Source organism: Candidatus Pantoea formicae (genome assembly GCF_011752625.1).
GTDB lineage: Bacteria > Pseudomonadota > Gammaproteobacteria > Enterobacterales > Enterobacteriaceae > Pantoea > Pantoea formicae.
In genome coordinates this window covers 255174-281298 of record NZ_VWXD01000004.1, presented here as the reverse complement: position 1 = coordinate 281298, position 26125 = coordinate 255174, and the positions used below count along the sequence as shown (strand labels likewise).

The following is a 26125-nucleotide window of genomic DNA, read 5'->3' as shown; positions in this document are numbered from 1 at the left end:
ATGCTGAATATGCTATTTTCGGTGTTAACCAGCCGACTTGCCTGGGGCTTTGTCGGTATCACTGCGCTCTCCTTTATTATTTGGGTGATTGGCCCGGTATTTTCGATTGTTGATTCACGTCCGTTGGAGCCGGAACAGAATCGTATGATCAGCATTGCGCTGTTATATCTGGTGTGGGGACTGAGCCAGGCGATTCCTCGGTTATATAACTTCTGGTTGAATCGCAAATTGATGTCGAGTCTTGAGACGTCAAAGTCAGACACGCCTGACCAGGATCGCAAACGCCTGACCAATGAAGAGCAGGTCTTGGCGAGCCGCTTCTCTGAAGCCACCGACATGCTGAAAAAGGCGCATTTCCAGCGCCACAGCAGTAAAAGTGCGCCTTTCTGGGCACAGCGCTTTAGCCATCAATATCTCTATCAATTACCTTGGTACATGATCATTGGTGCACCGGGCGCGGGCAAAACCACCGCGCTGGTGAACTCCGGTTTGCAATTTCCGCTTGCCGATAAGTTTGGTAAAGCAGCGCTGCGTGGAATCGGCGGTACGCGTGACTGTGATTGGTGGTTTACCAACGAAGCGGTGCTGTTGGATACCGCAGGCCGCTACAGTACGCAAGAGAGCCAGCAGGAGCGTGATGCCAGCGAATGGCACCATTTTCTTGGGCTGTTGCGTCAGTATCGCGGTCGCCAACCGATTAACGGTGTGATTGTCACGTTAAGCGTGTCCGATCTCATGACCCAATCTGCAGAAGCATTGCAAAATCAAGCTATCGCGCTTCGTCAGCGCCTACTGGAGCTACATGACCGTCTCGGCATTCGCTTCCCGGTCTATGTGTTGGTTACGAAGACGGATTTGCTGAAAGGCTTTCGTAGTTACTTTGGTGCGCTGGATAAAACGCAGCGTGAGCAAATTTGGGGCTTCACCTTCCCTTGGGCACAATCTTCGACTGCAGATTTCGAACTCAACGCCCAGTTCCAACAAGAATATTCACTGCTGCAACAGCGGCTGGATGCGGGGCTGGCTGATACGCTTTTAGCAGAAAGCGATGCGCAGGCACGTGCTGAAAGCTATCTGTTTCCACAGGAATTTGCTGCATTACGTCCGGTGCTGGCAGAAGCGCTCGATACGCTGTTTGCCCGCTCGGATTTTGAAACCCAATTCTCACCACGCGGTATCTACTTCGCCAGTGGCACCCAAGAAGGATTGCCGTTTGATCGCGTTATGGGGGAATTGACGCGCGCCTTACATTTGCCAGGTCAACGAGAAGGGGAGTCAGACCGTTGGGATCAGGTTGATAAAGAAGCGCCGATTCCACCGAATAAGGGGCAGAGCTTCTTCCTCAAAGGCGTGCTGGAAAATGTCATTTTTCAGGAGTCAGGATTAGCCGGTAGCAACCGCTGGTGGGAGCTACGAAACCGTGCAGGGTTGTGGTCAGGCTATCTGGCATTGCTAGTGTTGGTGTTAATCGCCTGTGCGCTATGGCTGACCAGTTTCAACAAAAACAAAACCTATCTGCAGGAGATGGCGAGCAAAACCCCGCAGGTTGAGCAGTTGGGCCAGCAGTTGCAAAATCAAGGCAGCGGCGATTTTTTCGCACTGGTGCCTTACCTCAATACCTTGCTACATCTGCCGGAGAGCGCCGAGTTCTCGCTACAGGATCCCCCCTTAACCCGCCGCATGGGATTGTATCGCGGTACTGAAGTCAGTGATGCCACGCAAACGCTGTATGACAAAGCGTTGAAGCAACTGCTGCTACCTCAAGTGGCGCAAAACATCACTCGCTGGCTGCGCAATGATAATGGCAGTGATGCTGACTACAGCTACGAAGCGCTGAAAGCGTATCAGATGCTTTATCAGCCTAAGCATTACGACGGCAAATTCCTGCAGGCATGGCTGATGCTGAATATTTCACGTGAGCTGCCACAAAGTGTTACGCAACAGGAAGTTGAGCAACTCGCCTGGCATCTGCGCCAGCTGCTGGAAACACAGATTCAGTCTTCTCCCTATGCCAAGGATGATGCGCTGGTAAAGCGCGAGCAGGCGCTGATTAATCAAATGCCGCTATCACAGCGCGTCTACGGACGCCTGAAGCGCCTGCTACAGCACGATGGCTCGCTGCAACCTGTCACGCTCGCGGCCTTGGGCGGACCGCAAAGTGAACTGGTCTTCTCGCGTAAAAGTGGCAAATCTGTCAATGAAGGCGTGCCGGGATTATTTACGCCAGAGGGTTACTGGCAGCACGTGGATAAGCAAATCGCCCCTGTGACGCAAGCGTTGTATCAGGACGATGTATGGGTGCTGGATAGCGCGACCAATCCAGTGAGCAGCCAGCAGGTTGATCTGGCGGTACGTCAGCTCTATGTGCAGGACTATATCCGCCAGTGGGAACAATTCCTCAGTGATATCCAGCTCAATAACAGCGCAGACCTGGCGCAGCGTATTAACAGTGCCCGCCTGTTATCAGGCGCGCATTCACCGCTGCGTCAGATGGTCATCAAACTTTCAACGCTGCTGACGCTGACGCCAGCGGCAGACGACAAAGCAAAATCAACGCCGGCTGCGCCATCAGGCAACAGCGCGACGCGCGCGCTGGAAAACTTATTCAGTGGCTCTCGTGCGAACGCAGCGCAAGGACAAGGAGCATTACAGCAGGCACCTGAAACGGCAGTCGCGACCCATTTTGCTCCGATTCTGGAGCTGGCGCAGCCGTTGCAGCAGGGCAGTAAAATGTTGGCGGTGGATGACTTCCTGCATCAGATAGACGATCTCTACCGTTATCTCACTGCAGTGCAGGATGCCGCTAACAGTGGCATGCCACCGCCTGCCAGCGATGCGATCAGCCGCCTGCAAGCCAGTGCCGGTCGATTACCCGGCTCGTTACAAAATATGGTTTCCAGCATGGCAGTCGGCGCCAGCAGTGATGCGCAGCGGCGTGATATGGATAACGTGCGCAAGCGTATCAACATGGAAGTCGGCAGCTTCTGCCGTCAAGCCATCGGAGGTCGTTACCCGCTGGTGCGCAGCGCTCGCAGTGAAGTGACGCCAGATGATTTGGCTCGAATGTTTGCCCCAGGCAGCGGCTTGATGGACAGCTTCTTCCGCGAGAACCTGGCCAGCAAAGTGGATACCACGAATGCTTCCTGGCGCTTCACGCCGGGCATAGATGGCAAAAGCTTGCCGGGTGGCGAAGCGTTATTGCGTCCATTCCAGCAGGCGCAGTCCATCCGAGATGCGTTCTTTACCAATGGCGCGACCACGCCTTCATTCCGCGTAACGCTGCGTACCGTGAAGATGGACAACGACATCCTCAACCTAACGCTGGATGTAGACGGACAAATTCTGCGTTATAGCCATGGCCCGCAAGCGGTGCAGATGGTGAACTGGCCGGGGCCGGGCGGAACCAGCCAGGTACGTATGCAGCTGGGTTTGACCAACGGTACGACCTCGACGCTGGTCACCAGCGGGCCTTGGGCACTGAACCGCTTCTTTGATCGCGCTCGGTTGACCTCCGTGGGGGGCTTAACGCGCGAAGCCAGTTTTAACATTGATGGCCACCAGGTCACGCTGTCATTTACGCCTGGCAGTATCCGAAATCCGTTCCAGCTTACCGGCTTTAGTTGCCCCTGAAACAGGACCTGACAATGACTCATTACACCGCCCCCGGCTGGTACGGAAAATTGCCCAGTTCGGGTGACTTTGTGAAGCGTCGCTTCCCCGATGCGCTCTATCGGCAATGGTCCAACTGGTTTCAGGTCGGGCTCCATCATTGGCAAAACGGCGAAGAGAGTCATAACGCACCGTCGAGGGCTTTCCTCAAAGCGCCAGTGTGGAATTTTGTGGTTCCACCGATGCTGGGAAGTCAGTTGATTCAAATGGGATGCCTGATTGCCGCACGTGACAGTGTTGGCCGTCACTATCCGCTGTGTGCTTTGCGCCACTTTACGCCCGCAGAGTGGACGCCAGCTTTGCTGACACGCTCCGGCGAGTGGTATCAGCAGGTGGGAAATACTTTGCTGCGAGTGGTGCAGAACGGCGGTACGCCTGAACAATTGGACCATGCACTGCTCAGTATTCCGCAACCCCAGAAGCCGTTAGTCGGCGATGAGCCTTCGGATATTCTCGATGTCATCGGCACCGGTGAGCACCCCTCTACCTTGAACTGGAAACTGCCGGGTGACAGCTTTGATCCGCAGTTCTACACCAGCTTTTGGTGGACGAATCAGAGTGACGGCTTCCCGCTTTATACCCAGGTACACAGCGGCAACTTTACCGCTCAGCTGTTTTCACTGCTGTTTGATCCTGCAGGCGGCGCCAAACCTGGACGAAATGGACTTTATCCCCCGATGTTTGAATCCTGAGGTGATACCGCATGACGATCAATCTTGATGCTTTACTGTCTCCGGTCAGCAGCGATAACCCTTGCGGCGATAACCTGGAATATCACGCAGATTTTCAGGCGATGGAACAAGCCAGTGCTGGCAAAGCAGAGCAGCAATTTGGCACCACCATCATTCCCGCCGAGCCGGCTGACTGGAATAAGGTCGAGAAGCTTGCCATCGATTTACTAGGCCGCAGTAAAGACCTGCGAGTGATGTTAGCACTCACTCACGCGTGGACGCAGTTAAAAGGCTTACCGGGATATGCGCAGGGCCTGAAACTGATTGAACAATCTTTGCTGCTTTATTGGGAACCCCTTTGGCCCAGGCTAGAGGAGTTTGGTGAGGCCGATCCTTTTTATCGTATTAATGCCGTTGCGCTGTTGGGTGATAAATCTGCCTTAAGCACGGCGGTGCGCCAATCCTGGCTGCTGCGTAACGCTTCTGACGGCATCACGCTACGCGATGCGGCTGCCTTGTGCGATGGCAGCAAAACGGAGGTTGCTGAGTACCCCGGCGGTTTATCGCGCTTGACCGATGAGCTAGCCCGTGTCGATCAGCCCGGAGCAGAAGCCGTCATTCAGATAAGTGAGCGTTTACAAACAATCTGTGAAACCCTGGCGGAAAGGTTAGATGATTCTGCTGTCCCGGAACTGACTCAGTTGCGTAAACAGATTGCGATAGTTGCTGAGCGCTGCCAGGCAACGGATCTTCGGGCATTGCAGCCCGCAGCCGCCGTTGAGCAAACGACGGATTCCACGCCTGCAGCAACACCCGTTGCTGCGCGACCCCAGGCTGACTGGCGCAGCGTACAGCTGACCTCACGGGCTGATGCACAACTGATGCTGGAAAAGGTAAAGCAGTATTTCTCGCAACACGAACCCAGCCATCCCGCGCCTTTGATGATTGAGCGTGTGCAAAGGCTGATCGAACTCGATTTTATGGACATCATCCGCGACCTCGCGCCGGATGGCGTCAATCAGTTAGAAAACATCTTCGGACGTCGCGACTAAATCACCGTCCACTTCTATACGCAGCGAGACCTGCGCGCCTCCTGCGAGCCGTTACCCGCGCAATTTTATGGAGAAAACCATGGCACCTACGAAATCCAGTGGGCAGAAATTTATTGCTCGCAATCGCGCGCCCCGCGTGCAGATCGAATATGACGTGGAAATTTATGGCGCAGAACGCAAAATCCAGCTGCCGTTTGTGATGGGGGTATTGGCCGATCTGGTGGGTAAGCCACTGGAGCCACAGCCGAGCGTCGACGAACGTAAATTCCTGGAAATCGACATCGATAACTTCGATGAACGTATGAAAGCGTTAAAACCACGCGCGGCTTTCCAGGTAGACAACACCCTGAACGGCGAGGGCAAGCTCAATATTGATTTGACCTTTGAGAGCATGGATGACTTTTCACCGGATGCCATCGCACGCAACGTTGAGCCGCTGAATAAGTTGCTGGAAGCGCGCACGCAGTTAGCCAATTTGCTGACCTACATGGACGGCAAAAACGGTGCGGAAGAGCTGATTGGTAAGATTCTGCAGGATCCGACGCTGCTGCAAGCTTTGACCCACTTGCCTAAGCAGAGCGAAGCATCAGACGGTAAGGAGGAGCAGTAATGAGCGAAACATCTCAACAGCAGCAACCGCAGGGCGCGGTTAGCTTTTCCCAAGATGAGTTCAGCGCGCTGCTTAACAAAGAGTTTCGCCCAACCAGCGATCAGGCACGTGAAGCCGTCGAGAGTGCGGTGAAAACGCTGGCGCATCAGGCGCTGGAGAACACGGTCACCGTCTCCAACGATGCGTATCGCACCATTCAGGATCTGATTGCAGAGATCGATGAAAAACTGTCTCAGCAGGTGAATCAAATCATCCATCATCAGGATTTTCAGCAGGTAGAGAGCGCATGGCGTGGCCTGAATTATCTGGTGAATAACACTGAAACCGATGAGATGCTGAAAATTCGCTTTATGAGCATCTCCAAGCAGGAGCTGAGTCGCAGCCTGAAGCGCTTCAAGGGCGCTGGCTGGGATCAAAGCCCGCTGTTCAAGAAAATCTACGAGCAGGAATACGGCCAGTTTGGTGGTGAGCCGTTTGGCTGCCTGGTGGGCGATTATTACTTCGACCACGGCCCACAAGACGTGGAGCTGTTGGGTGAAATGGCGCGCATTGGTGCTGCAGCACACTGCCCGTTTATTACCGGTACGGCACCGACAGTGATGCAGATGGAGTCCTGGCAGGAACTGGCAAATCCACGCGACCTGACCAAGATCTTCCAGAACACGGAATACGCGGCATGGCGTAGCCTGCGTGAATCAGAAGATGCGCGCTACCTTGGATTGGTGATGCCGCGATTCCTTGCCCGTCTGCCTTATGGTATTCGCACCAACCCGGTCGATAGCTTCGATTTTGAAGAGCAGACCGACGGTTCCGATCACAACAACTACACCTGGAGCAACGCGGCATACGCCATGGCAGCCAACATTAACCGCTCCTTTAAGGAGTATGGCTGGTGTACGGCAATTCGCGGTGTGGAGTCTGGCGGTGCGGTAGAAGATCTGCCCTGCCACACATTCCCAAGCGATGACGGCGGTGTGGACATGAAGTGCCCAACCGAGATCGCCATCAGCGATCGCCGTGAAGCCGAACTGGCCAAAAACGGCTTTATGCCGTTGGTACATCGTAAGAACTCCGATTTTGCGGCCTTTATCGGTGCCCAATCGCTGCAAAAGCCAACCGAATATCACGACCCTGATGCAACAGCTAATGCGCGTCTGGCTGCTCGTTTGCCTTACCTGTTCGCCTGCTGTCGCTTCGCCCACTACTTGAAGTGCATCGTGCGCGACAAGATCGGCTCCTTCCGCGAGCGTGACGAGATGGAGCGCTGGTTAAATGATTGGGTCATGAACTACGTCGATGGCGACCCGGCTAACTCCTCGCAGGAAACCAAATCCCGTAAACCTTTGGCCGCCGCAGAAGTTAGCGTGGAAGAGCAAGAAGATAATCCTGGCTACTACGCCGCGAAATTCTTCCTGCGTCCGCACTATCAGTTGGAAGGGTTAACGGTTTCATTGCGACTGGTATCCAAATTGCCATCACTGAAATCGAATGAAAGCTAATATTGACGTGTTTTTAAACGGGTTTCTTAACTGTATTTGAAATATTACGTAAAAGGATTGACGACTTTTTATTGCCGCAGGAGATGTGGCAATAAAAACACCCTCTGAATATCACCTGTAGCGTTATTCAGAAACCGAGGCAGAGGTGAAATATGGACTGTTTTATTCAGCCCCATGCTTTCCTGTTTGCCATAACGATGCTTTCTTTAAAGCAAAACGTAAATCAAGCAAGAGAAGATAATTATGGCTATTGATATGTTTTTAAAAGTTGACGGTGTAACTGGCGAATCAAAAGATTCAAACCACACCGGATGGACCGATATCACCTCATTTAACTGGGGTGCGAACCAGCCTGGTAATATGTCTGTTGGTGGCGGCGGTGGTGCGGGTAAAGTCAATTTCAATGACTTACATATTACCGCTCTAATTGACAAGTCTACTACGGCCATTTTGAAGGCTTGTGCAAGTGGTAAGCATGTTACTAAAGTTGAAGTGTCTGTATGTAAAGCTGGTGGTCAACAAGTAGAATACACCCGCATTACTCTTGAAGATGTATTAGTTACTTCCGTGCAATATACAGGTTCTGACAATGGAGATACTGTTGGAGTGTCCTATGCTTTCCAGGCTGCTAAAGTAACACAGCAATACTGGGAACAAAGCACCTCTGGTGGCAAAGGTGCAGAAAGTAGCGCTGGTTGGAATATCAAAGAAAACAAAGAAGCGTAATTAAAAATGTTATAGTGACCCGCATGGGTCACTATTTTGTTTTAATTAGATCCGACATGGCTTTTGAGAATAAAATATGAGTAGCTCTTTTTTTCTGATGGTAAGCCTGTTGTTAATTAGTTGCCCAGCTTTATCCCAAATCTCATTAAAGCATGAAAATTCATCAGTGTTCAAAGGGACGGTAATTTCCGATGCTGAGCACTATGGTTTGATTAATGTTGAAGTTGATAATGATCAGTCATTTACGATTGTTAGTGATGGGAAGGTGTTGGGTGCGATAATTCAAGGGAAAGGGTGGCTCAGGGAAACACAGCCAGTATGTTTTATTGGCTGGAGCGGAGAGAATAAAAAAATCGATAAATTTATTCCCACTATCGGTCAAGGTGATTGGGAAACTGTGGGTTGCCACAAAATAGAGTCTGTCGGGTTAATTTCCAAAAAAGATGATGAAAATGCCAGGGTTGCAATAATTTATACTGTTGAATTATCAGGGCGTTTTGGTACTGATTATTATATTTTAAGCATCAATAAGTTCAATGGCCGTCTTCAGTACGATGAAGAAACAACTAAGAGTTTTCAGAACTCTTATCTTAGAAACATTCAGGCTCTACGTAAGGCATACCAAAATTAATTATTAGACTTCATCTTACCTAATACATTTTTGATTACAAAAGGAACTTGTGATGACCGGAAAAACGTCAATTGAACCAGGATTCTGTGTAGTTCAGCGCCCTGGAAGGCTTACTGAACAGGCAATGTGGCTCTATGGCACCCGAAACCTGCCAGCTGCCAACTATTTTTTGGAGTTAAATGCAGATGTTGCTTGGGCCAAGCCGGGACAAATTTTGATTGTTGCCGATCCTAGCGGCAATAATCATCCCTCTGCCATGAGTGCTCTGACAACAGCAAAAGCGTCCACCAACAACAGCTTGGCACACTTATCTGTCGATGAAGCCGATTTTTTTAATCGCCATTATGCCTCAATCGCTGCCATTACCAATTATATGGATAAAGCTTCTGGATTCATTGGTGATGCGGGAGAAAAGTACTTCTCAGAAATTGGTAAGAAACTAACCGCTATCGAAAGTGCTTACCGTAATCAATACCTGACATCAGGCACGCTTTTTGGCGAGCAATTCTTGGTTGAACGCCGCCGCTTGTTTGGTGAGCTTGAGTTGCTTCTAAACCGTGTCTCTCGTTTGATTTTGAACTTGAGACCCTACGATAAAATCAAACATGCTTTGAATCTGTCGAGTTCTTCCATCGTGCATGATTGGCAAACAGCTGGGGTTGGAGCGATTCGCGGTTACTCTACCTATGTTGACGGTGCTGCCAAAGCCGCCAGATTTATGAAGATGGGAGGTTGGGTTGCGATTGGATTTAGTGCTCTTAATACAACGAATGATGTTTACCATGCTTGCACAGCTGAAAGGCAAAGCGAATGTACTAAAGTCGCTTTGAAGAAATACTCAAACTTTGCTGCTACCACTGGTGCTGGTATCTGGGGGGGAGGCGCAACTGCGACGGTGGCCACTACTGCTTGTGTCGCTCTAGGGGTTGCAACTGGTGGTGTTGGTGCATTAGCTTGTGGAATAGTGGGTGCGGCGGCAGGTGGTTATGCTTTTGGCGAGCTTGGTGGGAAATTATCCGATGTGGTCATGGACAAGATTTTATGAATTTATATGATCTTTTTATGTATGCTTGTATTATTTTACTTTTTCTGGTGGGTTTTTTTAATATTTATGCTGCATGGTATTTTAGAAAACATAAATCTTGCTATGATGCATTTTTGGTAGAATATAAGAGAGGCGGATTTCAGCTGGATTTGTCAACGAACGTTGCAAGTTATCTGGGAGGTTATGCTAACTATCAGAAGATTGTTTTTTTTGTAAATCTTAAGGAAGGTAGGGAAATGAAATTTTCTCAATCTGAATTAGTACATAAAGAAGCCTATGACTTTGTAAAAATGCAACCGGATGCTGTAACAAAGTGGATGGTTAAGTTACTAAAAATCTACAGGGTTACTTATTTAATTACCATTGCATGGGCGATGATGACTGCATTTTTTATTTATAAATTTAATTGATGAGGATGGTGCTTAATTTAATTTTGCCGAAAATTAGAGCGTTTTAACAAGATGGTATTGAGGGCGTAATGAATTTGATTAAACGTTTAACTCTAATTGCTTTTTCTTTAGGAGTGGTCATCCCAGCTTTGGCTGACGATGCTTGTACTAAAGTGTCGGCGGACGGCGAACTTTATCAATGTAGCATGCAGCAGAAAAAATCGGCTGAAGATGAGTTAAACAAGCAATATGCAGCAGCTAAAAAACGTATCGCTCAAGAGTATGGGAATGAGCCAAAGTTAGCTGAAGACTATCTGCATATATTATTGGATTCACAGCGCGGTTGGCTTAAGTACCGTGATGGTCAATGCAATTTGGAGTCGTACCTTACAGAAGCAGGGACGTCCACACATGAGACGCTATACAGTAAATGTATCTCCCGTGTCGATATGGAACGAGTGCAGCAACTTAAAGAAATACCATATGAATAACTTTTAGTTAAGGCCATATGCCTTACCTTAAAAAGGTTGTTAAAAGGAAATGTAAGGATGAGAAAAAGCACCACTATCATCTTAATAATTTTGCTGTCTTTCCCATTAGTCTCTTTAGCTGCCAGTGTAAAAAATGGTGTGTTACAAGCATATTGGCTCCCAATCTGGAAAGATAGTGTGAACTCACCAGAATTGCAGTTGAGATTTTTTGTTTTATCCAATGAAGGTAAGCAGCAGAAAATCATAAATATTGATAGTGGCCCTGTAAATGAAGCATTTATTAAGGAGAATTTTAGAAAGTCCACAGATGATTTTTTAAATTTCAAAGAGGGGCATATTGAACAAGCTGGCAGGGTCAGTCTAGTAGATATCACTTCCACCAATGAGTGTGACAGTAAAATCTGGCATGCGAAAATAATTGAATTTGAAGCTATGAAAGCCAATTTAAAGTTGGATGAAGGTATCGTTGGTTGTAATCGTTTTCCATATCTTATTACCTATCAACTAAAAGAAGGCATCGACACAATTGATCTCTTGGATCAGCCAAATGTATCGGCAAAACAGGTAGGTGCCGTTAATAACCAACATACATTTGTTAAGATAAAAACAATTAATCCAGAATGGCTTTATGTGGCTGTGTATGATGCATCTAAAAAAGATCTTATTGGTTGGCCGAGAGGCTATGTCAGAAAAGAAGACCTTACTCCTGTTAATTAAATTTCGTCATCTGAGATAGATTGGCTATAGGTTCAATATTATGCAGCTATCAATACTTTTTATATTAACGATCATATTCTTCTCTTCTTGTGAAGCTCACGCAGACCATTCAAGTATTTTCACCGGGAAAAAGTTTGTCGCTAACATCGAAGATCACTGCGATGAAGGAAATCAAAGTTGCGATAAGATTTCGCTGAAATCAAAGAGTATAAAGACAAATCAGTCAATTAATTTAAAGGGTAAGACTATCAACACAAATTGCCCCGACGTATGTGATTTTCAAGGATATCGTTTCACCAATGGAGAGTATGATTATTCATTCTATCCCAGTTTAAAAGGGAATGATCTTTGGGATTACATCATTACCTTTAAAAATAAGGTTATAGCGCAAGATCTAGGTGAGATGAAATAAAGGAATGGGAAGATAATTACATTTGCGAAGCTGGGAAATTCCATTTTTTAAAAAATCACCTCAAGTAACTTAATCACATAACTTAAAAACTAAACCACCAAATTAGTTCGTTAAAACTCAACTCTCTGCCCCGGACATTAAGAAGCCCAATTTCGCTTCCTATATCCCGCATTTCTCTTTGAGTGGTGCGCAGTATAGATGCCGAACCGCTAACCGCAGGAACCCGTTATGCGCTTTACGATAATAACGACTAAACCCGGCCACCAGCCGCCGCAAACTCAGTGTGATTTTTTACCCCCTGGCGGCACCATTGGTCGCGGGGTCGATAACAATTTGGTGCTCCCTGATGATGATCGCACCATCTCTCGCTTACAGGCGATTGTTCATATTACGGCAGAGGGAGAATGCCGTCTGACCAACCGCGGTAATGTTACACGCGTGCTGCTTAACGATATTCCATTGGAGCGCGGCCGTCAGGTTGAGCTGCAGGATGGCGACGTACTGGGTATTGATGATTACCAGCTGCGGGTCAACGAACTCAATACCACTCAGCAGCCCAAAGCCGCTCCAATTGCTGCCCCCGCGGCCATTATTGCTGATGAGCTGCCGGTAGAGAAAGAGAGCAGTACCGCAGCCATCCCTAGTGAAATCTGGGATAGCCTCGCCAAAGAGTTTTCAATTTCGGATGATTTGTCGAAGCGTAAAAACCCGCCGTCAGAGCAGACGATGCTACACCCGCTGACAGCACCCGCGGCGAAAGAACGCAATCCCGAAGATCCGCTGGCGCAGTTGCTAAGCGATGCACCTTTAGATATTGGACAGCAAACGAAAGTCACCGGCCTTTTCGATGAAGAAGATGCCTTATTCTCCCAAGAAAGCATCTTTGAGGATCGCACGCCGAGTACGCTGTCGGCGCAGCAAAACGCCTCCGCACAGCCTCAATTGGAGGCACCCTCAACCGAACTCGATCCTCTGAGCCTGTTTGGCAACCAGAGCAGCGCTGATGCACGCAATCATGATGATCCACTAGGGTTGATGATGGGCAACGCCGTACCGCTGGCGCAGCCTGAACTGCCCATCGCTGAACCTGCTCCGCCCATCGCTGAACCTGAACCTGAACCGTTGCAACAGCATGCTGGTGAGCAGTCTGAAACTGCTCCGGTAGAGCTGGCGGATCTCAACAGCTCGCCACTGTTTGAAAATACCGAAACCCAGGCCACCACAGAACCACAGCCCCTCGTTGAACCTGAGTTGGAACCCGTCGAAGTATTGAGTTCGCAACTCGATTACGGCGGCATCACGCTACCGACGCCGCAAGCGGTTCAACGCACCCCATCGCCGACACCAAAAGGGCGCTTGCGTATTGATCCCGTCGCCTCCAGCAGCCAAAGCCGTGCGGCAGAGTCGAGCGGCAGCGTCAGTTCTGCGAGTGGCGATGCGCTAAAAGGTGAACTGTTGGATGCGTTGTTGGAAGGCATGGGCCTTCGCGATTTACAGCCGACGCCGCAGTTTGACCGCGACCAGATGCTGCAATTTGGTCAGATGCTCAGCATGTTCTCACAAGGCACGGTGGCGTTACTCTCCTCGCGCTCGATCCTCAAGCGCGGTGTAAAAGCCGACATGACGGTGATCCTGGATGATGCCAACAATCCCTTCAAATTATTGCCATCAGGTAAGACGGTATTAATGCAGATGTTCGGCAGCCGTATGCCGGGCTTTATGCCGCCGCGCCAGGCGGTGCGAGATGCATTGATCGATCTGCAGGCTCACCAGCTCGGCATGATCGCCGGGATCCGCGCCATCATCGCTTCGATGCTGCAATCCTTTAATCCAGACCAGCTAGAGGAAGAGGCGCGTCAGGCGGGATCGGTTTCTCGTCTGGGTCTGCCTGGTAGCCGTAAAGCTGCCCTGTGGGAACACTTCGTGGAGCGCTATGGCGAAACGGCTGGCGAGATTGAAGACGATTTCCACACCCTGTTTGGTGAAGCTTTCCTTCACGCCTATGACCTGGAAGTCAATCAGTACAAAGACTCACAAACCCACACGGATGAGACATGAATATCACTATTGCTTCCACGTCGAACCAGGGCGACCGCGCCAGCAATCAAGATCAAACCGGTGACATTATCGGGGAGCGTTCGGCCTGTTTTGTCGTTTGTGATGGCGTGGCTGGATTTCCCGGCGGTGACGTTGCTGCAGACATTGCCCGCACCAGTTTGATGGAGGCGTTCGATGGCAACGCTCATCTGAATGCCCAGTCCATCCGTGACTATGTGAATCACGCTAACCACTCGATTCGTCAGCAGCAGAAAGCCAATAGCCAACACAGCCGCATGGGCACGACGTTAGTGAGTTTGTTTATCGACCGTGATTACGAACTGGCTTATTGGGCGCATGCGGGCGATAGCCGTTTATATCTCTTTCGCCGTGGATATCTGTATCACGTCACCACCGATCACAGCCTGGTGCAGCAAATGAAAGATGCCGGTCACCAGACCGAAGGGATCAACAGCAATCTGCTCTATTTTGCTTTGGGGATGGGTGATGAACAGCGAGATGCCAGTTACAGCGATGTGATTGCAATTGAAGATGGCGATGCGTTTTTGCTGTGCACCGATGGTTTTTGGCATGGCGTGACATTGGAGCAGATGCAGCAGTCATTGCACATGGTGAATACGCCAGAAGAGTGGCTCACCCTGATGCAGCAAATCATTAAAAACAGTCAACCGGAACAGGGCCAGCAGGATAACTTCAGCGCGCTGGCTGTCTGGGTTGGCTCTCCGCAGGATACGACCTTACTGCACTCGCTCTCGGAAGCGGCGCAGTTTTTCCCTCTTAGAGATTGAGAACGCCAACATGAAATATGGATTATTGGGATTGGCTGCGCTGCTGCTCAGCTCACAGGCTGTTGCTGAGAACTATCGCATTGTGCAGTCACCAGCACAGAAGCTGGATATCTGGATTGATGATGTAAAAGATAATCAGGTCGCGAGCTGGTGTCAGAGTAACGTGGATTTGCGTATCGTCACCAAAGGCGAAAAAAACGCATCAGTGCTTGATGACTTTTTACCTCGTGTTGCCGGGTTGATGGCCTCGCAATGTAAATCCTTACAGCAGCTGCACTGGCAGTTAACCGATGACGAGGGTGCGAAGTTAGCGTCGGGTAGCGCAACCAAAGCACAGCAGTGGGCTTCTGTGGTCACGCCACCGCCCGCCGAACAGCCCGCAACCGTCAATACCCCAGTCTTAAACTCTCCCCCTGCTGATACGGCACCATGGCTGCAATTCAGCTTGTTGGATGGTTGTCATTTCCGCACCTGGTGGCAACACCCTGCGCAAACCAGCGCACTGTTTGTTCCGGCTAAACAGGGGTTAGTTTGTGGCAAAGAGGGCTGGTTAAGTGGCCATAGTAGCCTGACCCAAATGGGCCACGGCGGGGCGAAAACCGTAGCGGTCACCTTCTTGCTAGGCTTCCCGGTGGCGGGACTCAATACCAAATCCCCGAGCAGTGAACTGACTATCACCACCGTCAACAGTGAACGCATGGTGCTAAGTAATGAGAAATCCCCTGACAGCTGGCTGGTATTGCCTTTCAGCGCGCAATTCAACGGATGGCAGGCGGTAAACCAGGTTGTCGTTCAGATGCCAGCCAGCGAGGCCGCTGATGAGAGCGCACTCCACGCACGCCTGCAAGAAGTACGCAAAGTCTGGTCACCGTGGATCGACAGCGATACCGCGCTCAAAGTGTTACTGGTCGATCAATTGCATCCGGAGCTGAAAGACCCGGCTGCCGCCGTCTATCGCACACTTAACTAACGCAAAAGGAGATTGCATGGAGACGTTACAACAGCGCCTGGCGAACAGTCCATTAGCGGACAATCTGGCCGATATCACCCGTCAAATTCAGGCCAATCCGGCAGATGCCGATCTGCGTGCCGCCTTTGTGCAAATGTTGTGTCTGGCAGGCAACTGGTCACGTGCACAGACGCAATTGCAATCCTGGTTAGCGATGACGCCGCAGGCCCAGCCCACTGTCAACTTATTGCAGCAGGCGATTGCCGGTGAGCAGCTACGTGAAGCGGTGCTGAAAGGCGAAGCTGAACCACAATTGCCCGGCAGCAGTTGGTCATGGTGTGAAATGTTGCTGGCGGCACTGCGTGCAGACCTTGCAGGCGAGCATGCTCAAGCCACTGGGATGCGCATGGAAGCCTTGAATCAGGCCGAAGCCAACCCCGGTTCGCTTCAACAGCAGGCGCACGCCACAGATTTTGCCTGGCTGATGGACGGCGACAGTCGTTTTGGCCCGGTATGCGAAGTTATCGCCAATGGCCGCTATTACTGGATTCCGTTTGCCGCCATCCGCGAAATGCAGTTCCAGCCACTCAGTGGCGTCACCGATCTGGTGTGGCGTCACACGCGGGTGCAGTTGGTCGATGGCAGTGAACAAGTGTGCCAAATTCCGGCGCGCTATCCGTTGCTGGCAGGTGCTGATGAGCGCTATCTGCGCGCCAGCGTGACGGAGTGGCAAGCACTGGACGTGGATAACAGCCAGTTTATCGGTCACGGCCAGAAAGTATGGTTGAGCGACAGTGCGGAACACCCGTTATTGACGTTGCAACATCTCACTTTCGATGACATCGAGCCAGCCGATGAGCAGTGATCAAAGCACGCAGAATGATGGTTACGCCCAATTACACGGCGGCTATCGTTCACGTAAAAATCGCGACGCCTTAACCGCACGCGACAAGCTGCAGTCATCGCTGCTGGATCGTTTGACTGACCACTCGCCAGACAAAACCCATGAACCCACCAACAGCATGTTAATCACCCATAACACGCTACGGCGCAATGTTCTGCGTGATTTGCAGTGGTTGTTTAACACCATCAACAATGAAGCGCAGCAAGATCTCAGTGCGTATGGCGATGTGCAGCGCTCGGTGTGGAATTTTGGTGTGGCACCGCTGGCCGGTCAGAACATCTCGGACATTGAATGGCAGGATATGCAGCGCAAAATGACCGATGCCATTCTGCATTACGAGCCGCGCATTCTGCCGCAAGGCTTACAGGTGAGGTGCGTTAGCGACCTGAAATCACTCAGTTTGCACAACATGTTGTCGATTGAGATTAAAGGGCGGCTGTGGTGCGTGCCTTATCCGCTGGAGTTTCTCTTCCGTACGCAAGTTGACCTGGAAAGCGGTCATTTCGAACTATTGGATGCAGGCTAATCATGGACAGCAAACTGCTCGATTATTACAACCGCGAACTCGCTTATCTGCGTGAGATGGGCGCGGAGTTTGCTGCGCATTATCCCAAAGTGGCTGGGCGTTTGGGGATGCGCGGTATAGAGGTCGCTGACCCATACGTTGAGCGCATGATGGAGGGTTTTGCCTTTCTGACCTCGCGCGTGCAGCTGAAAATGGATGCCGAGTTTCCGCGTTTTTCACAGCGTATGCTGGAAATGATTGCGCCAGGCTACCTTTCGCCCACCCCTTCGATGGCTATCGCGCAACTGACGCCCGACACGCAAAAGGGGGATATCAGCAATGGCTTCATGGTACCGCGCGGCACCATGATGGAGAGCCAGCATCTGAAGAAAAGCGGCGTCACCTGCAGCTATACCACGGCGCACGATGTGATGCTGCAACCCCTGCACATCAGCGAGGTGTCGCTTGGCGGCGTCCCTGCGGATATTCCACTCAGCGAATTCAAACTCAGTGGCATTGGCGCAGCTAGCGCGCTGCGTATCCGCATTGAGTGCGAAGGCATCTCCTCTCTGGACCAGCTGAAGCTGGATGATGTGATGTTCTACTTGAGCGGCCCGGATATTCAGGCGCTGAAGCTGCTGGAGCTGCTGATGCAGCATCGCGTGGGCATTCTGGTGCAGTCCGTGGAGAAAAAGCCGATTCGTCGCGTGTTGGGCGATGACGCCTTGCAGCAAGAAGGGTTTGCACCTGAACAAGCATTACTGCCTGACGATTTACGCAACTTCGACGGCTATCGGTTACTGCAAGAGTATTTTGCGTTCCCGGCGCGTTTTCAGTTCATCAGTTTGCGTCAGCTCTCTCCTTTCATTCGCCAATGCGACAGTGCCCAGGCTTTTGACATCATAGTGTTACTGGACGTGGCGGATAGCGCACTCGAGAGCGTGGTAGATGCCAGCCATCTGGCCTTACATTGCACGCCGGTGATCAACCTGTTCCCGAAGACGGCGGAGCGATTAAAGGTCAGCGACAGCCAGCATGAATACCATCTGGTGGTCGATAATATTCGCCCGTTGGATTATGAAGTGCACTCGGTTAAGCGTCTGTTTGCCACCGTTGAAGGCAAGCGTGAAGAGCAGGTCTTCCGTCCCTTCTGGAGCACTTTCAGTGGTGACGGCGGTGATTACGGAGCCTATTTCTCACTGCGCCGCGAACAACGTACGCTGTCCGAGCATGCCCAGCGCTACGGCACGCGCACTGGCTACATCGGTTCGGAAGTCTTCCTCTCGCTGGTGGATGAGCAGCACACGCCGTGGCGCGATGACCTGCGCTATCTCTCCGCCGATGTGATGTGTACCAGCCGTGATTTGCCGCTGATGTTGTTACAGCAAGAGCAGGGCAATTTTGTCATGCCAGATTCGATCCCCGTTGGTCAGCTACGGCTGCGTAAAGGGCCGACGCCACCGCGTCCGGCGTTGGCCGAAGGTCTCTCTTCCTGGCGGTTGATCAGCCATCTGCAAATGAACTATCTCAGCCTGATGGACAGTGAAGAAGGTGAGGGTGCTGCCGCACTGCGCCAGCTCCTCAGCCTGTACGCTAACTTAGCCGAAGCTCCCGTTTCGCGTCAGATTGAAGGCATTCGCCATTGCCAGTTGAACGCAGTTAATCGCCGCGTACCTGAACCGGGTCCGGTGGTCTTTGCGCGCGGTGTCAGTATTACGCTGGAGGTGGATGAGCAGGCCTTCTCAGGGGCCAGTCCCTGGTTACTGGGCAGTGTGCTAGAGCGCGTCTTCGCACGGTTAGTGGCGTTAAACAGTTTCACGGAGTTCACCCTGAACAGCCAGCAGCGTGGTGAAGTCGGTTACTGGCCGCCACGCATGGGCAAGAAGGCGCTGATATGAGTGAACCTGCGCAAGTGATTCCATTACAGCGTGCCACGCGCCTGCCAGATGATTTCTGGCGGGCCGTGATGACCGCGCCGTGGCGCTACGATCTCTTTCAGTTATTGCGCAAAGTGGATGCGCAGAGTGGTCAGCGCTATGCGCTAGGTCGTGCGCCACTGCCAAAATTTGAAGCGATACGCATTGGGCAAACGCCTTCGCTGGCTTTCGCACCCGCGGCGCTGGCAAAAGTCAGTCAGCGTGAACAGGACGGTCGTCATCAGGTATCCCTTTACAGCTTTGGCTTGTTTGGTCCCAACGGGCCGCTGCCGACGCACCTGACCGAGTATGTATACGAACGTATCGTGCACCATCAGGACCATAGCTTCGCGGCTTTTGCCGATCTGTTCCATCATCGTGCTGCCTTGTTGTTTTATCGCGCCTGGGCCGATGCTCAGCCGACGGCATCACTGGATCGCAGTGATGACAGTCGCTTCCGCAACTACCTGGCATGCCTCTCTGGTCTTGGATTGCCTGCTCAGCAGCAGGGCAGTTCACTCAGCCTGCATGCGCGATTGATGTTGGTGGGCCACCTAAGCCGTCATGGCCACGATGCAGAAGGGTTAGTCCGTATTCTGCGCCTCTATTTTGGCGTTCCGGTGGCGATTGAAGAGAATGTGCCGCAATGGCTCTCTCTGGATAAGCGCGATCAGGCGCGTTTAGGTGCGGGAAGGCACATGCCGCGCTTGGGGCAATCCGGGTTTCTCGGCATTGCCGTGCGCGATGTTCAACATCGGTTTCGTTTGCGTATGGGGCCGCTCAGTGCGGAACAATATGCCCACTTCCTGCCGGATGCACCGGGCGCACGTGAAGTCCGCGACTGGGTTCGTCACTACCTTGGCATTGAGATGCAATGGGATCTCACGCTCATTCTGGCTGCGGACGAGGTACAGGGCGTGAAGTTGAGCGGCAACAGTCGGCTCGGCTACACCAGTTGGCTGGGGCAACGTCCACAGCCGCAAGATCGCGACGATTTTGTTTTTGAGGTTGAGGCCGCAGCACGCTAGCCCATCCCCTTTTCTGCTTTACCGCCTGCTTCTTACATCAAAGAGACTCACTATGTCTGAAATCAGCCGTGCCGTATTGTTCGGCAAATTGGATACGCTGTTATTTACCTCGCTGGAAAGCGCGACCGCTTTTTGTAAGTTGCGCGGCAACCCTTATGTTGAATTGGTGCATTGGTTACATCAGTTGATGCAGCAGCAAGAGGGCGACCTGCAGCGGGTAATCAGCCATTTTTCACTGGATGAAAACGCGCTGACGCGAGATGTCGTTGCCGCCCTTGACCGCCTGCCACGCGGTGCAAGTGCCGTTTCCGATCTCGCTGAACACATTGATAGTGCAGTGGAGCGAGCCTGGGTTTACGCCTCGCTCAAATACGGTGCCACGCGCATACGTGGCGGCCATCTGCTGATCGGTATGCTAAAAACCTTCAACCTCGCCAGTGTGTTAAAGGGCATCTCACCGCAATTCGCTCGCATCAATGCCGATGCGTTGTTGGAGCAGTTCGATCACGTGCTGGGCAGCAGCAAAGAAGCGCAGCAGACTGCGATACAGCCCAATGCTGAAAACGTCGCCCCGCCTGCAGGTACAAATACCTTGGCTCAGTACGGCCAGGACCTCACCGCGCGTGCCCGTGAAGGCCGCATCGATCCTGTGACTGGACGCGACGAAGAGATCCGTCAGATGGTGGATATCTTGATGCGTCGCCGTCAAAACAACCCATTGCTGACGGGGGAAGCCGGTGTCGGTAAAACCGCGGTGGTGGAAGGTCTGGCTCTGCGCATTGCCGCAGGCGATGTTCCTGCGCCACTGCGTGATGTGCAACTGTGGCTGCTGGATATCGGCATGCTACAGGCGGGTGCCGGAATGAAAGGCGAGTTCGAGGCGCGTTTGCAGGCACTGATCAATGACGTGCAATCCAGCCCCACGCCGATTGTGCTGTTTGTGGATGAGATTCATACGCTGGTAGGGGCGGGTGGACAGCAGGGCACAGGTGATGCCGCCAACCTGTTAAAACCAGCACTGGCGCGCGGGCAGCTGCGCACCATCGGAGCCACCACCTGGGCTGAATATAAAAAATATATCGAGAAAGATCCGGCACTGACGCGCCGATTCCAGACCGTTCAGGTGCAGGAGCCGGATGAAGCCAAAGCGATTCTGATGCTGCGCAGCACCGTGAGTGCTTTGGAAAAACATCATCAGGTATTACTGCTGGATGAAGCGGTCAGCGCCGCAGTCAAGCTATCGCATCGCTATATTCCCGCCCGCCAGTTACCGGATAAAGCGGTGGCATTGCTGGATACGGCCTGTGCGCGTGTGGCGGTAAGCCAAGGTGCTCAGCCTGCGGCACTGGAAGATTGTTTACATCGTCTGGCGGCGCTCGACATCGAAGCGGAAATCATTGCACGTGAAATCACTGTTGGTTTGGGCGATGTGGCGCGTCAGCAAGAGATGGCAGCACAGCGTGTTGAGCTGGAAGCTGAACGTGATGCACTTGAACAACGCTGGCAACAAGAGCGTGAGCTGGTAGAGCAACTGATAGCTCTACGCGCACGCTGTGTGGTGGAAGGTGAAGCTGGGCTGCGCGAGGCATTGGATAGCACGCAGCAGCAGTTGTGTGAAGTGCAGGGTGAAGCACCTCTGCTGTTTGCCGCCGTGGATGCCAGCGTGGTGGCTGCCGTGGTCTCAGACTGGACCGGGATCCCCCTGGGCCGCATGGTGAAAAATGAGATCGACGCGGTGTTGAACCTCGCTGACACCTTGAATCAGCGCGTCATAGGTCAGCGTCACGGTTTGGATTTGATCGCGAAACGTGTGCGTACCTCACGCGCGCGTCTCGACAATCCCAACAAGCCCGTGGGCGTGTTCATGCTGTGTGGCCCTTCGGGCGTGGGTAAAACTGAGACCGCGCTGGCCCTGGCCGAGTCTTTGTATGGCGGTGAGCAGAACATCATCACCATCAACATGAGTGAGTTCCAGGAAGCGCACACGGTTTCGACCTTAAAGGGAGCGCCTCCGGGCTACGTTGGCTACGGCGAGGGCGGTGTGCTGACCGAAGCCGTGCGCCGTCGGCCTTACAGCGTTGTCTTGCTGGATGAGATTGAGAAAGCCCATCCCGATGTACACGAGTTATTCTTCCAGGTGTTTGATAAAGGCTGGATGGAGGATGGCGAAGGCCGCCACATCGACTTCCGCAACACCATCATCATTCTCACCTCCAATGTCGGTACGCAGTTGATCAGTGCGCTGTGCGCTGATCCTGAGTTAATGCCCGAGCCTGAAGCGCTCAGCACCGCCCTGCGCAAACCCCTGCTGGAGGTGTTCCCGCCTGCGCTGCTCGGTCGTCTGCTGGTGGTGCCGTATTACCCCCTGAGCGATGCCATGCTGGCTGAGATTGTGCAATTGCAGTTGGCGCGCATTGTTCGTCGTCTGGCAGACAACCACAGCATTGAGGCCGAGATTGATGCCTCTGTCGTGAGCCAGATTGTTCAGCGTTGTACCGAGGTGGAATCAGGCGGCCGCATGGTCGATGCCATCCTCACGAATACCCTGTTGCCGCAGATGAGCCAGATGTTGCTCAGCGCCCATGCCCGCGATGAACGCTATCGTCGCGTGCAGGTGCGTTGTGAGCAAGGCGAGTTTGTTTGCCAGTTCGATGTTTAAAGCCGTTAGTTCTCAGAGAGTTTTCGAATATGTCGGAACACGATAATACCCTGAACGTACCCAATGCCTTGCCGCTGGGATACCGTTTCAATGAGTTTGAAATTAAAGAAGTTATCGGTGGTGGCGGCTTTGGCATTGTCTATCGAGCCTGGGACCATCAACTCGAACGCGATATCGCAATCAAAGAGTTTATGCCTGCCTCACTGGCGGTGCGCAGTGACGATCTCAACCTGGTGCTGCGCAGTGAGCGTCTCAGTAAAACTTTCCATGCCGGTTTAAACAGTTTTATTCAGGAAGCGCGTTTGCTGGCGCGATTTAACCATCCTAACTTACTGCATGTGCTGCGTTTCTGGGTACAGAACGATACCGCCTATATGGGCACGGTGTTTTACAGCGGCACCACACTGTCGAACTTTCGTGAGCGTAATCCGCGGTTGGTTGATGAAACCTGGATTCGCCGCTTACTGCCGCCATTATTGGGTGCCATCAAAACCATTCACGAAGCCGGTTATCTGCATCGTGACATCTCGTTAGATAACATTCAGATCCAAAGCAACGGCGAGCCCGTGCTGCTCGATTTTGGTTCCGCACGTAAAACCATCGGCAATCTGTCCGATGAGAGCGAAACCATGCTGCGGCCGGGTTATGCGCCGATCGAGCAGTACAGCGACAACGATGAAAGCGAGCAGGGGGCCTGGACGGATATCTACGCATTGGGTGCCGTTCTTCATACCTTGATTACTGGCGCACCGCCGCCAGTCAGTGTGGTGCGCAGCATTGAGGATAACTACCTGCCACTGGCGCCGCGTCGCCTACCCGGCTTCTCACCCGCGTTGTTGAGTGCGGTCGACCATGCATTGGCGCTCAAGCCTGAAGATCGCCCGCAGAGTATTGATGCTTTTGCCGAGCTGATGGCGCTGCCAGAACGCGAGTCCGAGCCTGTACTGAGTGCCAAAATCAGCGGACCAGGCACCATGTTGGTGCCAATTGAGGAAGCGGAAGAGGAAGCTGCCGTCTCACCTGTCAAAGCGTTACTGCGCCATCGATTCGCGTTGCCGGGTTTAGTGGCTGCCGGTGTGCTGGTGGGGCTCTGTGTCGGTCTGATGGTGTCTGGCGGCAGTGAAGATGCTCCTGCCGTTGAAACGGCTCAGGTTAGCGCACCGTCAACGACGCCAGCACCTGTTGAATCCCCCCCCGTTGCCCCCGCCACGCCACCTAGGGCCGAACCTGCGCCTGTGCCAGCCGAACCGGTTGCGCAGGTATATATAAAGCTGCAGCAGGGCGAGCATGTGCAGGTGAATGGAAAATCTCAGGCACTGGTACCGGCGACCAATGGCTTCGCCTCGTTACAGTTGGCACCCGGTTCTTACACCTTCGCCATAAGCGGCCAGACTGGCACGCGTCAGCAAACCTTGCAGATTAGCCAGGAAGGCGTCTGGTTGCTCGATCCACAAAGTTAATTGTTAGGGACTTACATATGTTCTCACGCATCACCGCACAGCTGCCGATGGACGGCCTGCTGTTCTGGAAACTGAAGGGCACCGAGGCGCTCTCCCACTCATTTACGCTGGAGGCGGAGCTGCTGTCTACCGACGCGCGGGTAGACCGCCACGCGCTGCTGGGGCAGCCGGTGACGTTCACGCTGCCGACGCAGAGCCTGCTGAACCCGCGCTACCTGAACGGCAAAATCACCCGGGTGTCGGTGCGTAGCGAGGAGCTGAACGGCACGCGCTACGCGGTGTACGCGCTGACGGTGGAGCCGGACCTGTGGCCGATGAAGCGGGACCGCAACCTGCGCATCTTCCAGGGGCAGACGGTGCCGCAGATAGTGCAGACGCTGCTCAAGGAGTACGGGGTGAACGTGGAGTCGCGGCTGAGCGGCAGCTACCGGGTGTGGGAATACTGCGTGCAGTACCAGGAGAGCAGCTTTGACTTCATCAGCCGGCTGATGGAGCTGGAGGGGATTTACTACGGCTTCCGGCACGAGGCGGAGCGTCACGTGATGGTGCTGTGCGACGCGGCGGACCAGCACCAGGCGTTCCCGGGCTACGAGACGATTGCATACCACGTGACGCCGTCGGGCGGGAGCGTGACGGAGGAGGGCATCAGCCAGTGGTCGCTTGAGGAGAGCGTGACGCCGGGGATGTACAGCACGGACGATTACGACTTCCGCAAGCCGAACGCGTGGATGCTGCAGGCGCGGCAGAACCCGGCGTCGCCGGTGCCGGGTTCGGTGGACGTGTACGACTGGCCGGGTCACTTCGTGGACCACAGCCACGGCGAGTTTTACACGCGCATCCGCCAGGAGGTGTGGCAGGTGGAGCACCACAGCGTGAGCGGTTCTGGCACGGCGACGGGCATCGCGCCGGGCTTTACCTTTTCGGTTATCAACGCGCCGCACTTCAGCGACAACGGTGAGTACCTGGTGACGTCGGCGACCTATGACTTCGCGGAGAACAGCTACGCCAGCGGTGACGGGGATGACTCCCGGCACAACATCGCGTTCAGGGTGCTGCCGTCGTCGGTGACGTACCGCGCGGCGCCGGCGACGCGGTGGCCGAAGACGCACGGCCCGCAGACGGCAAAGGTGGTGGGTCCGAAGGGGGAGTCCATCTGGACGGACCGCTACGGCCGGGTGAAGGTGAAGTTCCACTGGGACCGGCTGGCGAAGGGCGACGACACCAGCTCGTGCTGGGTGCGCGTCTCGAGCGCGTGGGCGGGCCAGGGGTTTGGCGGGGTGCAGATACCGAGGGTGAACGACGAGGTGGTGGTGGACTTCATCAACGGCGACCCGGACCGCCCGCTGATAATCGGCAGGGTGTACAACGAGGCGAGCATGCCGCCGTGGGCGCTGCCGGCGGCGGCGACGCAGATGGGATTCCTGAGCCGTTCGAAGGACGGTAATGCGGACACAGCGAACGCGCTGAGGTTTGAGGATAAGGCGGGTGAGGAGCAGGTGTGGATTCAGGCCGAAAGAAATATGGATACACACGTTAAGAATGATGAAACTCACAGCGTAGTGAATAACCAGACGGTAGCCGTTGGGGCTAACCATGAAACCCGTGTACAGGGCGATCATACCATTGGCACACAGGGAAACAGCAAGACTCTGACAACCGGAAGCCGCACAGAAAGCAGTTTAGCCTCCTATGTCATAGCCGCAGGTGAAAGTATCCGTATTGAATGCGGACTCAGTGCGATTGAGTTGACCAAAGAAGGTGAGATCAATTTCATCGGCAAGAATTTTAATCTTACGGTGGATAGCAAAGGTGAGATTAATACGAAGAGTGGTGAACTCCATTTAAATCCTTCGGGCGGAACCGCTGCAATTGTCTCTCCTGGTGGGGGGCATAAAGATACCATTAAAAACGAGATTGAAAATTATTTCTCATCTTCAGAGTAATGT

The 26125-nt window shown here is 52.9% G+C and carries 22 protein-coding genes; all 22 read left to right on the top strand.

The features are described 5' to 3' along the window. A complete protein-coding gene (tssM, locus tag F3J38_RS13800) occupies positions 1-3630 on the top strand; it encodes a type VI secretion system membrane subunit TssM (RefSeq protein WP_167139257.1) in 3630 nt (1209 codons plus the stop codon). 14 nt (positions 3631-3644) lie between these two features. After that, the gene (gene tagF, locus F3J38_RS13795; protein ID WP_167139255.1) at positions 3645-4361 is read left to right on the top strand and encodes a type VI secretion system-associated protein TagF; all 717 of its coding nucleotides are present in this window, start codon (positions 3645-3647) and stop codon (positions 4359-4361) included. Between the two features lie 11 nt (positions 4362-4372). Further along, positions 4373-5392, top strand: coding sequence for a type VI secretion system protein TssA (tssA, locus tag F3J38_RS13790; RefSeq protein WP_167139253.1), 1020 nt, complete (start codon positions 4373-4375; stop codon positions 5390-5392). A gap of 79 nt (positions 5393-5471) precedes the next feature. After that, a complete protein-coding gene (tssB, locus tag F3J38_RS13785) occupies positions 5472-6002 on the top strand; it encodes a type VI secretion system contractile sheath small subunit (RefSeq protein WP_167139251.1) in 531 nt (176 codons plus the stop codon). Continuing rightward, the gene (tssC, locus tag F3J38_RS13780; RefSeq protein ID WP_167139249.1) at positions 6002-7501 is read left to right on the top strand and encodes a type VI secretion system contractile sheath large subunit; all 1500 of its coding nucleotides are present in this window, start codon (positions 6002-6004) and stop codon (positions 7499-7501) included. The genes tssB and tssC overlap by 1 nt, the downstream gene beginning before the upstream one ends. 243 nt (positions 7502-7744) lie before the next feature. Beyond that, a complete protein-coding gene (locus F3J38_RS13775; RefSeq protein WP_167139247.1) occupies positions 7745-8227 on the top strand; it encodes an Hcp family type VI secretion system effector in 483 nt (160 codons plus the stop codon). Positions 8228-8303: 76 nt separating this feature from the next. Further along, a complete protein-coding gene (locus tag F3J38_RS13770; protein WP_167139245.1) occupies positions 8304-8858 on the top strand; it encodes a hypothetical protein in 555 nt (184 codons plus the stop codon). Between the two features lie 52 nt (positions 8859-8910). Then, the gene (locus F3J38_RS13765; RefSeq protein ID WP_167139243.1) at positions 8911-9903 is read left to right on the top strand and encodes a hypothetical protein; all 993 of its coding nucleotides are present in this window, start codon (positions 8911-8913) and stop codon (positions 9901-9903) included. Further along, a complete protein-coding gene (locus F3J38_RS13760) occupies positions 9900-10313 on the top strand; it encodes a hypothetical protein (protein WP_167139241.1) in 414 nt (137 codons plus the stop codon). The genes F3J38_RS13765 and F3J38_RS13760 overlap by 4 nt, the downstream gene beginning before the upstream one ends. 68 nt (positions 10314-10381) lie before the next feature. Further along, the gene (locus tag F3J38_RS13755) at positions 10382-10783 is read left to right on the top strand and encodes a lysozyme inhibitor LprI family protein (RefSeq protein WP_167139239.1); all 402 of its coding nucleotides are present in this window, start codon (positions 10382-10384) and stop codon (positions 10781-10783) included. Positions 10784-10840: 57 nt separating this feature from the next. Further along, positions 10841-11500, top strand: coding sequence for a hypothetical protein (locus F3J38_RS13750; protein ID WP_167139237.1), 660 nt, complete (start codon positions 10841-10843; stop codon positions 11498-11500). A gap of 40 nt (positions 11501-11540) precedes the next feature. Continuing rightward, the gene (locus F3J38_RS13745; protein WP_205298254.1) at positions 11541-11912 is read left to right on the top strand and encodes a hypothetical protein; all 372 of its coding nucleotides are present in this window, start codon (positions 11541-11543) and stop codon (positions 11910-11912) included. A gap of 228 nt (positions 11913-12140) precedes the next feature. Beyond that, positions 12141-13970: a type VI secretion system-associated FHA domain protein TagH gene (gene tagH, locus F3J38_RS13740; RefSeq protein WP_167139235.1), complete on the top strand. Its 1830-nt coding sequence runs from the start codon at positions 12141-12143 to the stop codon at positions 13968-13970. Next, complete coding sequence (locus F3J38_RS13735; RefSeq protein ID WP_167139233.1) at positions 13967-14758, top strand: PP2C family protein-serine/threonine phosphatase; 792 nt, start codon at positions 13967-13969, stop codon at positions 14756-14758. The genes tagH and F3J38_RS13735 overlap by 4 nt, the downstream gene beginning before the upstream one ends. Positions 14759-14768: 10 nt before the next feature. Continuing rightward, positions 14769-15728: a hypothetical protein gene (locus F3J38_RS13730; protein WP_167139231.1), complete on the top strand. Its 960-nt coding sequence runs from the start codon at positions 14769-14771 to the stop codon at positions 15726-15728. A 16-nt stretch (positions 15729-15744) separates the two neighbouring features. Further along, a complete protein-coding gene (locus F3J38_RS13725) occupies positions 15745-16572 on the top strand; it encodes a type VI secretion system accessory protein TagJ (RefSeq protein ID WP_167139229.1) in 828 nt (275 codons plus the stop codon). After that, on the top strand, positions 16562-17137 hold the full coding sequence (tssE, locus tag F3J38_RS13720; RefSeq protein WP_167139227.1) for a type VI secretion system baseplate subunit TssE: 576 nt from the start codon (positions 16562-16564) through the stop codon (positions 17135-17137). Before F3J38_RS13725 ends, tssE begins: the two co-directional genes overlap by 11 nt. Before the next feature lie 2 nt (positions 17138-17139). Beyond that, positions 17140-19014, top strand: a complete 1875-nt coding sequence (gene tssF, locus F3J38_RS13715; protein ID WP_167139225.1) for a type VI secretion system baseplate subunit TssF — start codon at positions 17140-17142, stop codon at positions 19012-19014. Continuing rightward, entirely contained in the window at positions 19011-20060 is a 1050-nt protein-coding gene (gene tssG, locus F3J38_RS13710; RefSeq protein ID WP_167139223.1) for a type VI secretion system baseplate subunit TssG, read from the top strand. Before tssF ends, tssG begins: the two co-directional genes overlap by 4 nt. Positions 20061-20112: 52 nt before the next feature. Then, positions 20113-22719, top strand: a complete 2607-nt coding sequence (tssH, locus tag F3J38_RS13705; protein WP_167139221.1) for a type VI secretion system ATPase TssH — start codon at positions 20113-20115, stop codon at positions 22717-22719. Positions 22720-22748: 29 nt separating this feature from the next. Next, positions 22749-24179, top strand: a complete 1431-nt coding sequence (locus F3J38_RS13700) for a serine/threonine protein kinase (RefSeq protein ID WP_167139219.1) — start codon at positions 22749-22751, stop codon at positions 24177-24179. Between the two features lie 17 nt (positions 24180-24196). Beyond that, entirely contained in the window at positions 24197-26122 is a 1926-nt protein-coding gene (locus tag F3J38_RS13695) for a type VI secretion system Vgr family protein (RefSeq protein WP_167139217.1), read from the top strand. Positions 26123-26125: the final 3 nt, after the last annotated feature.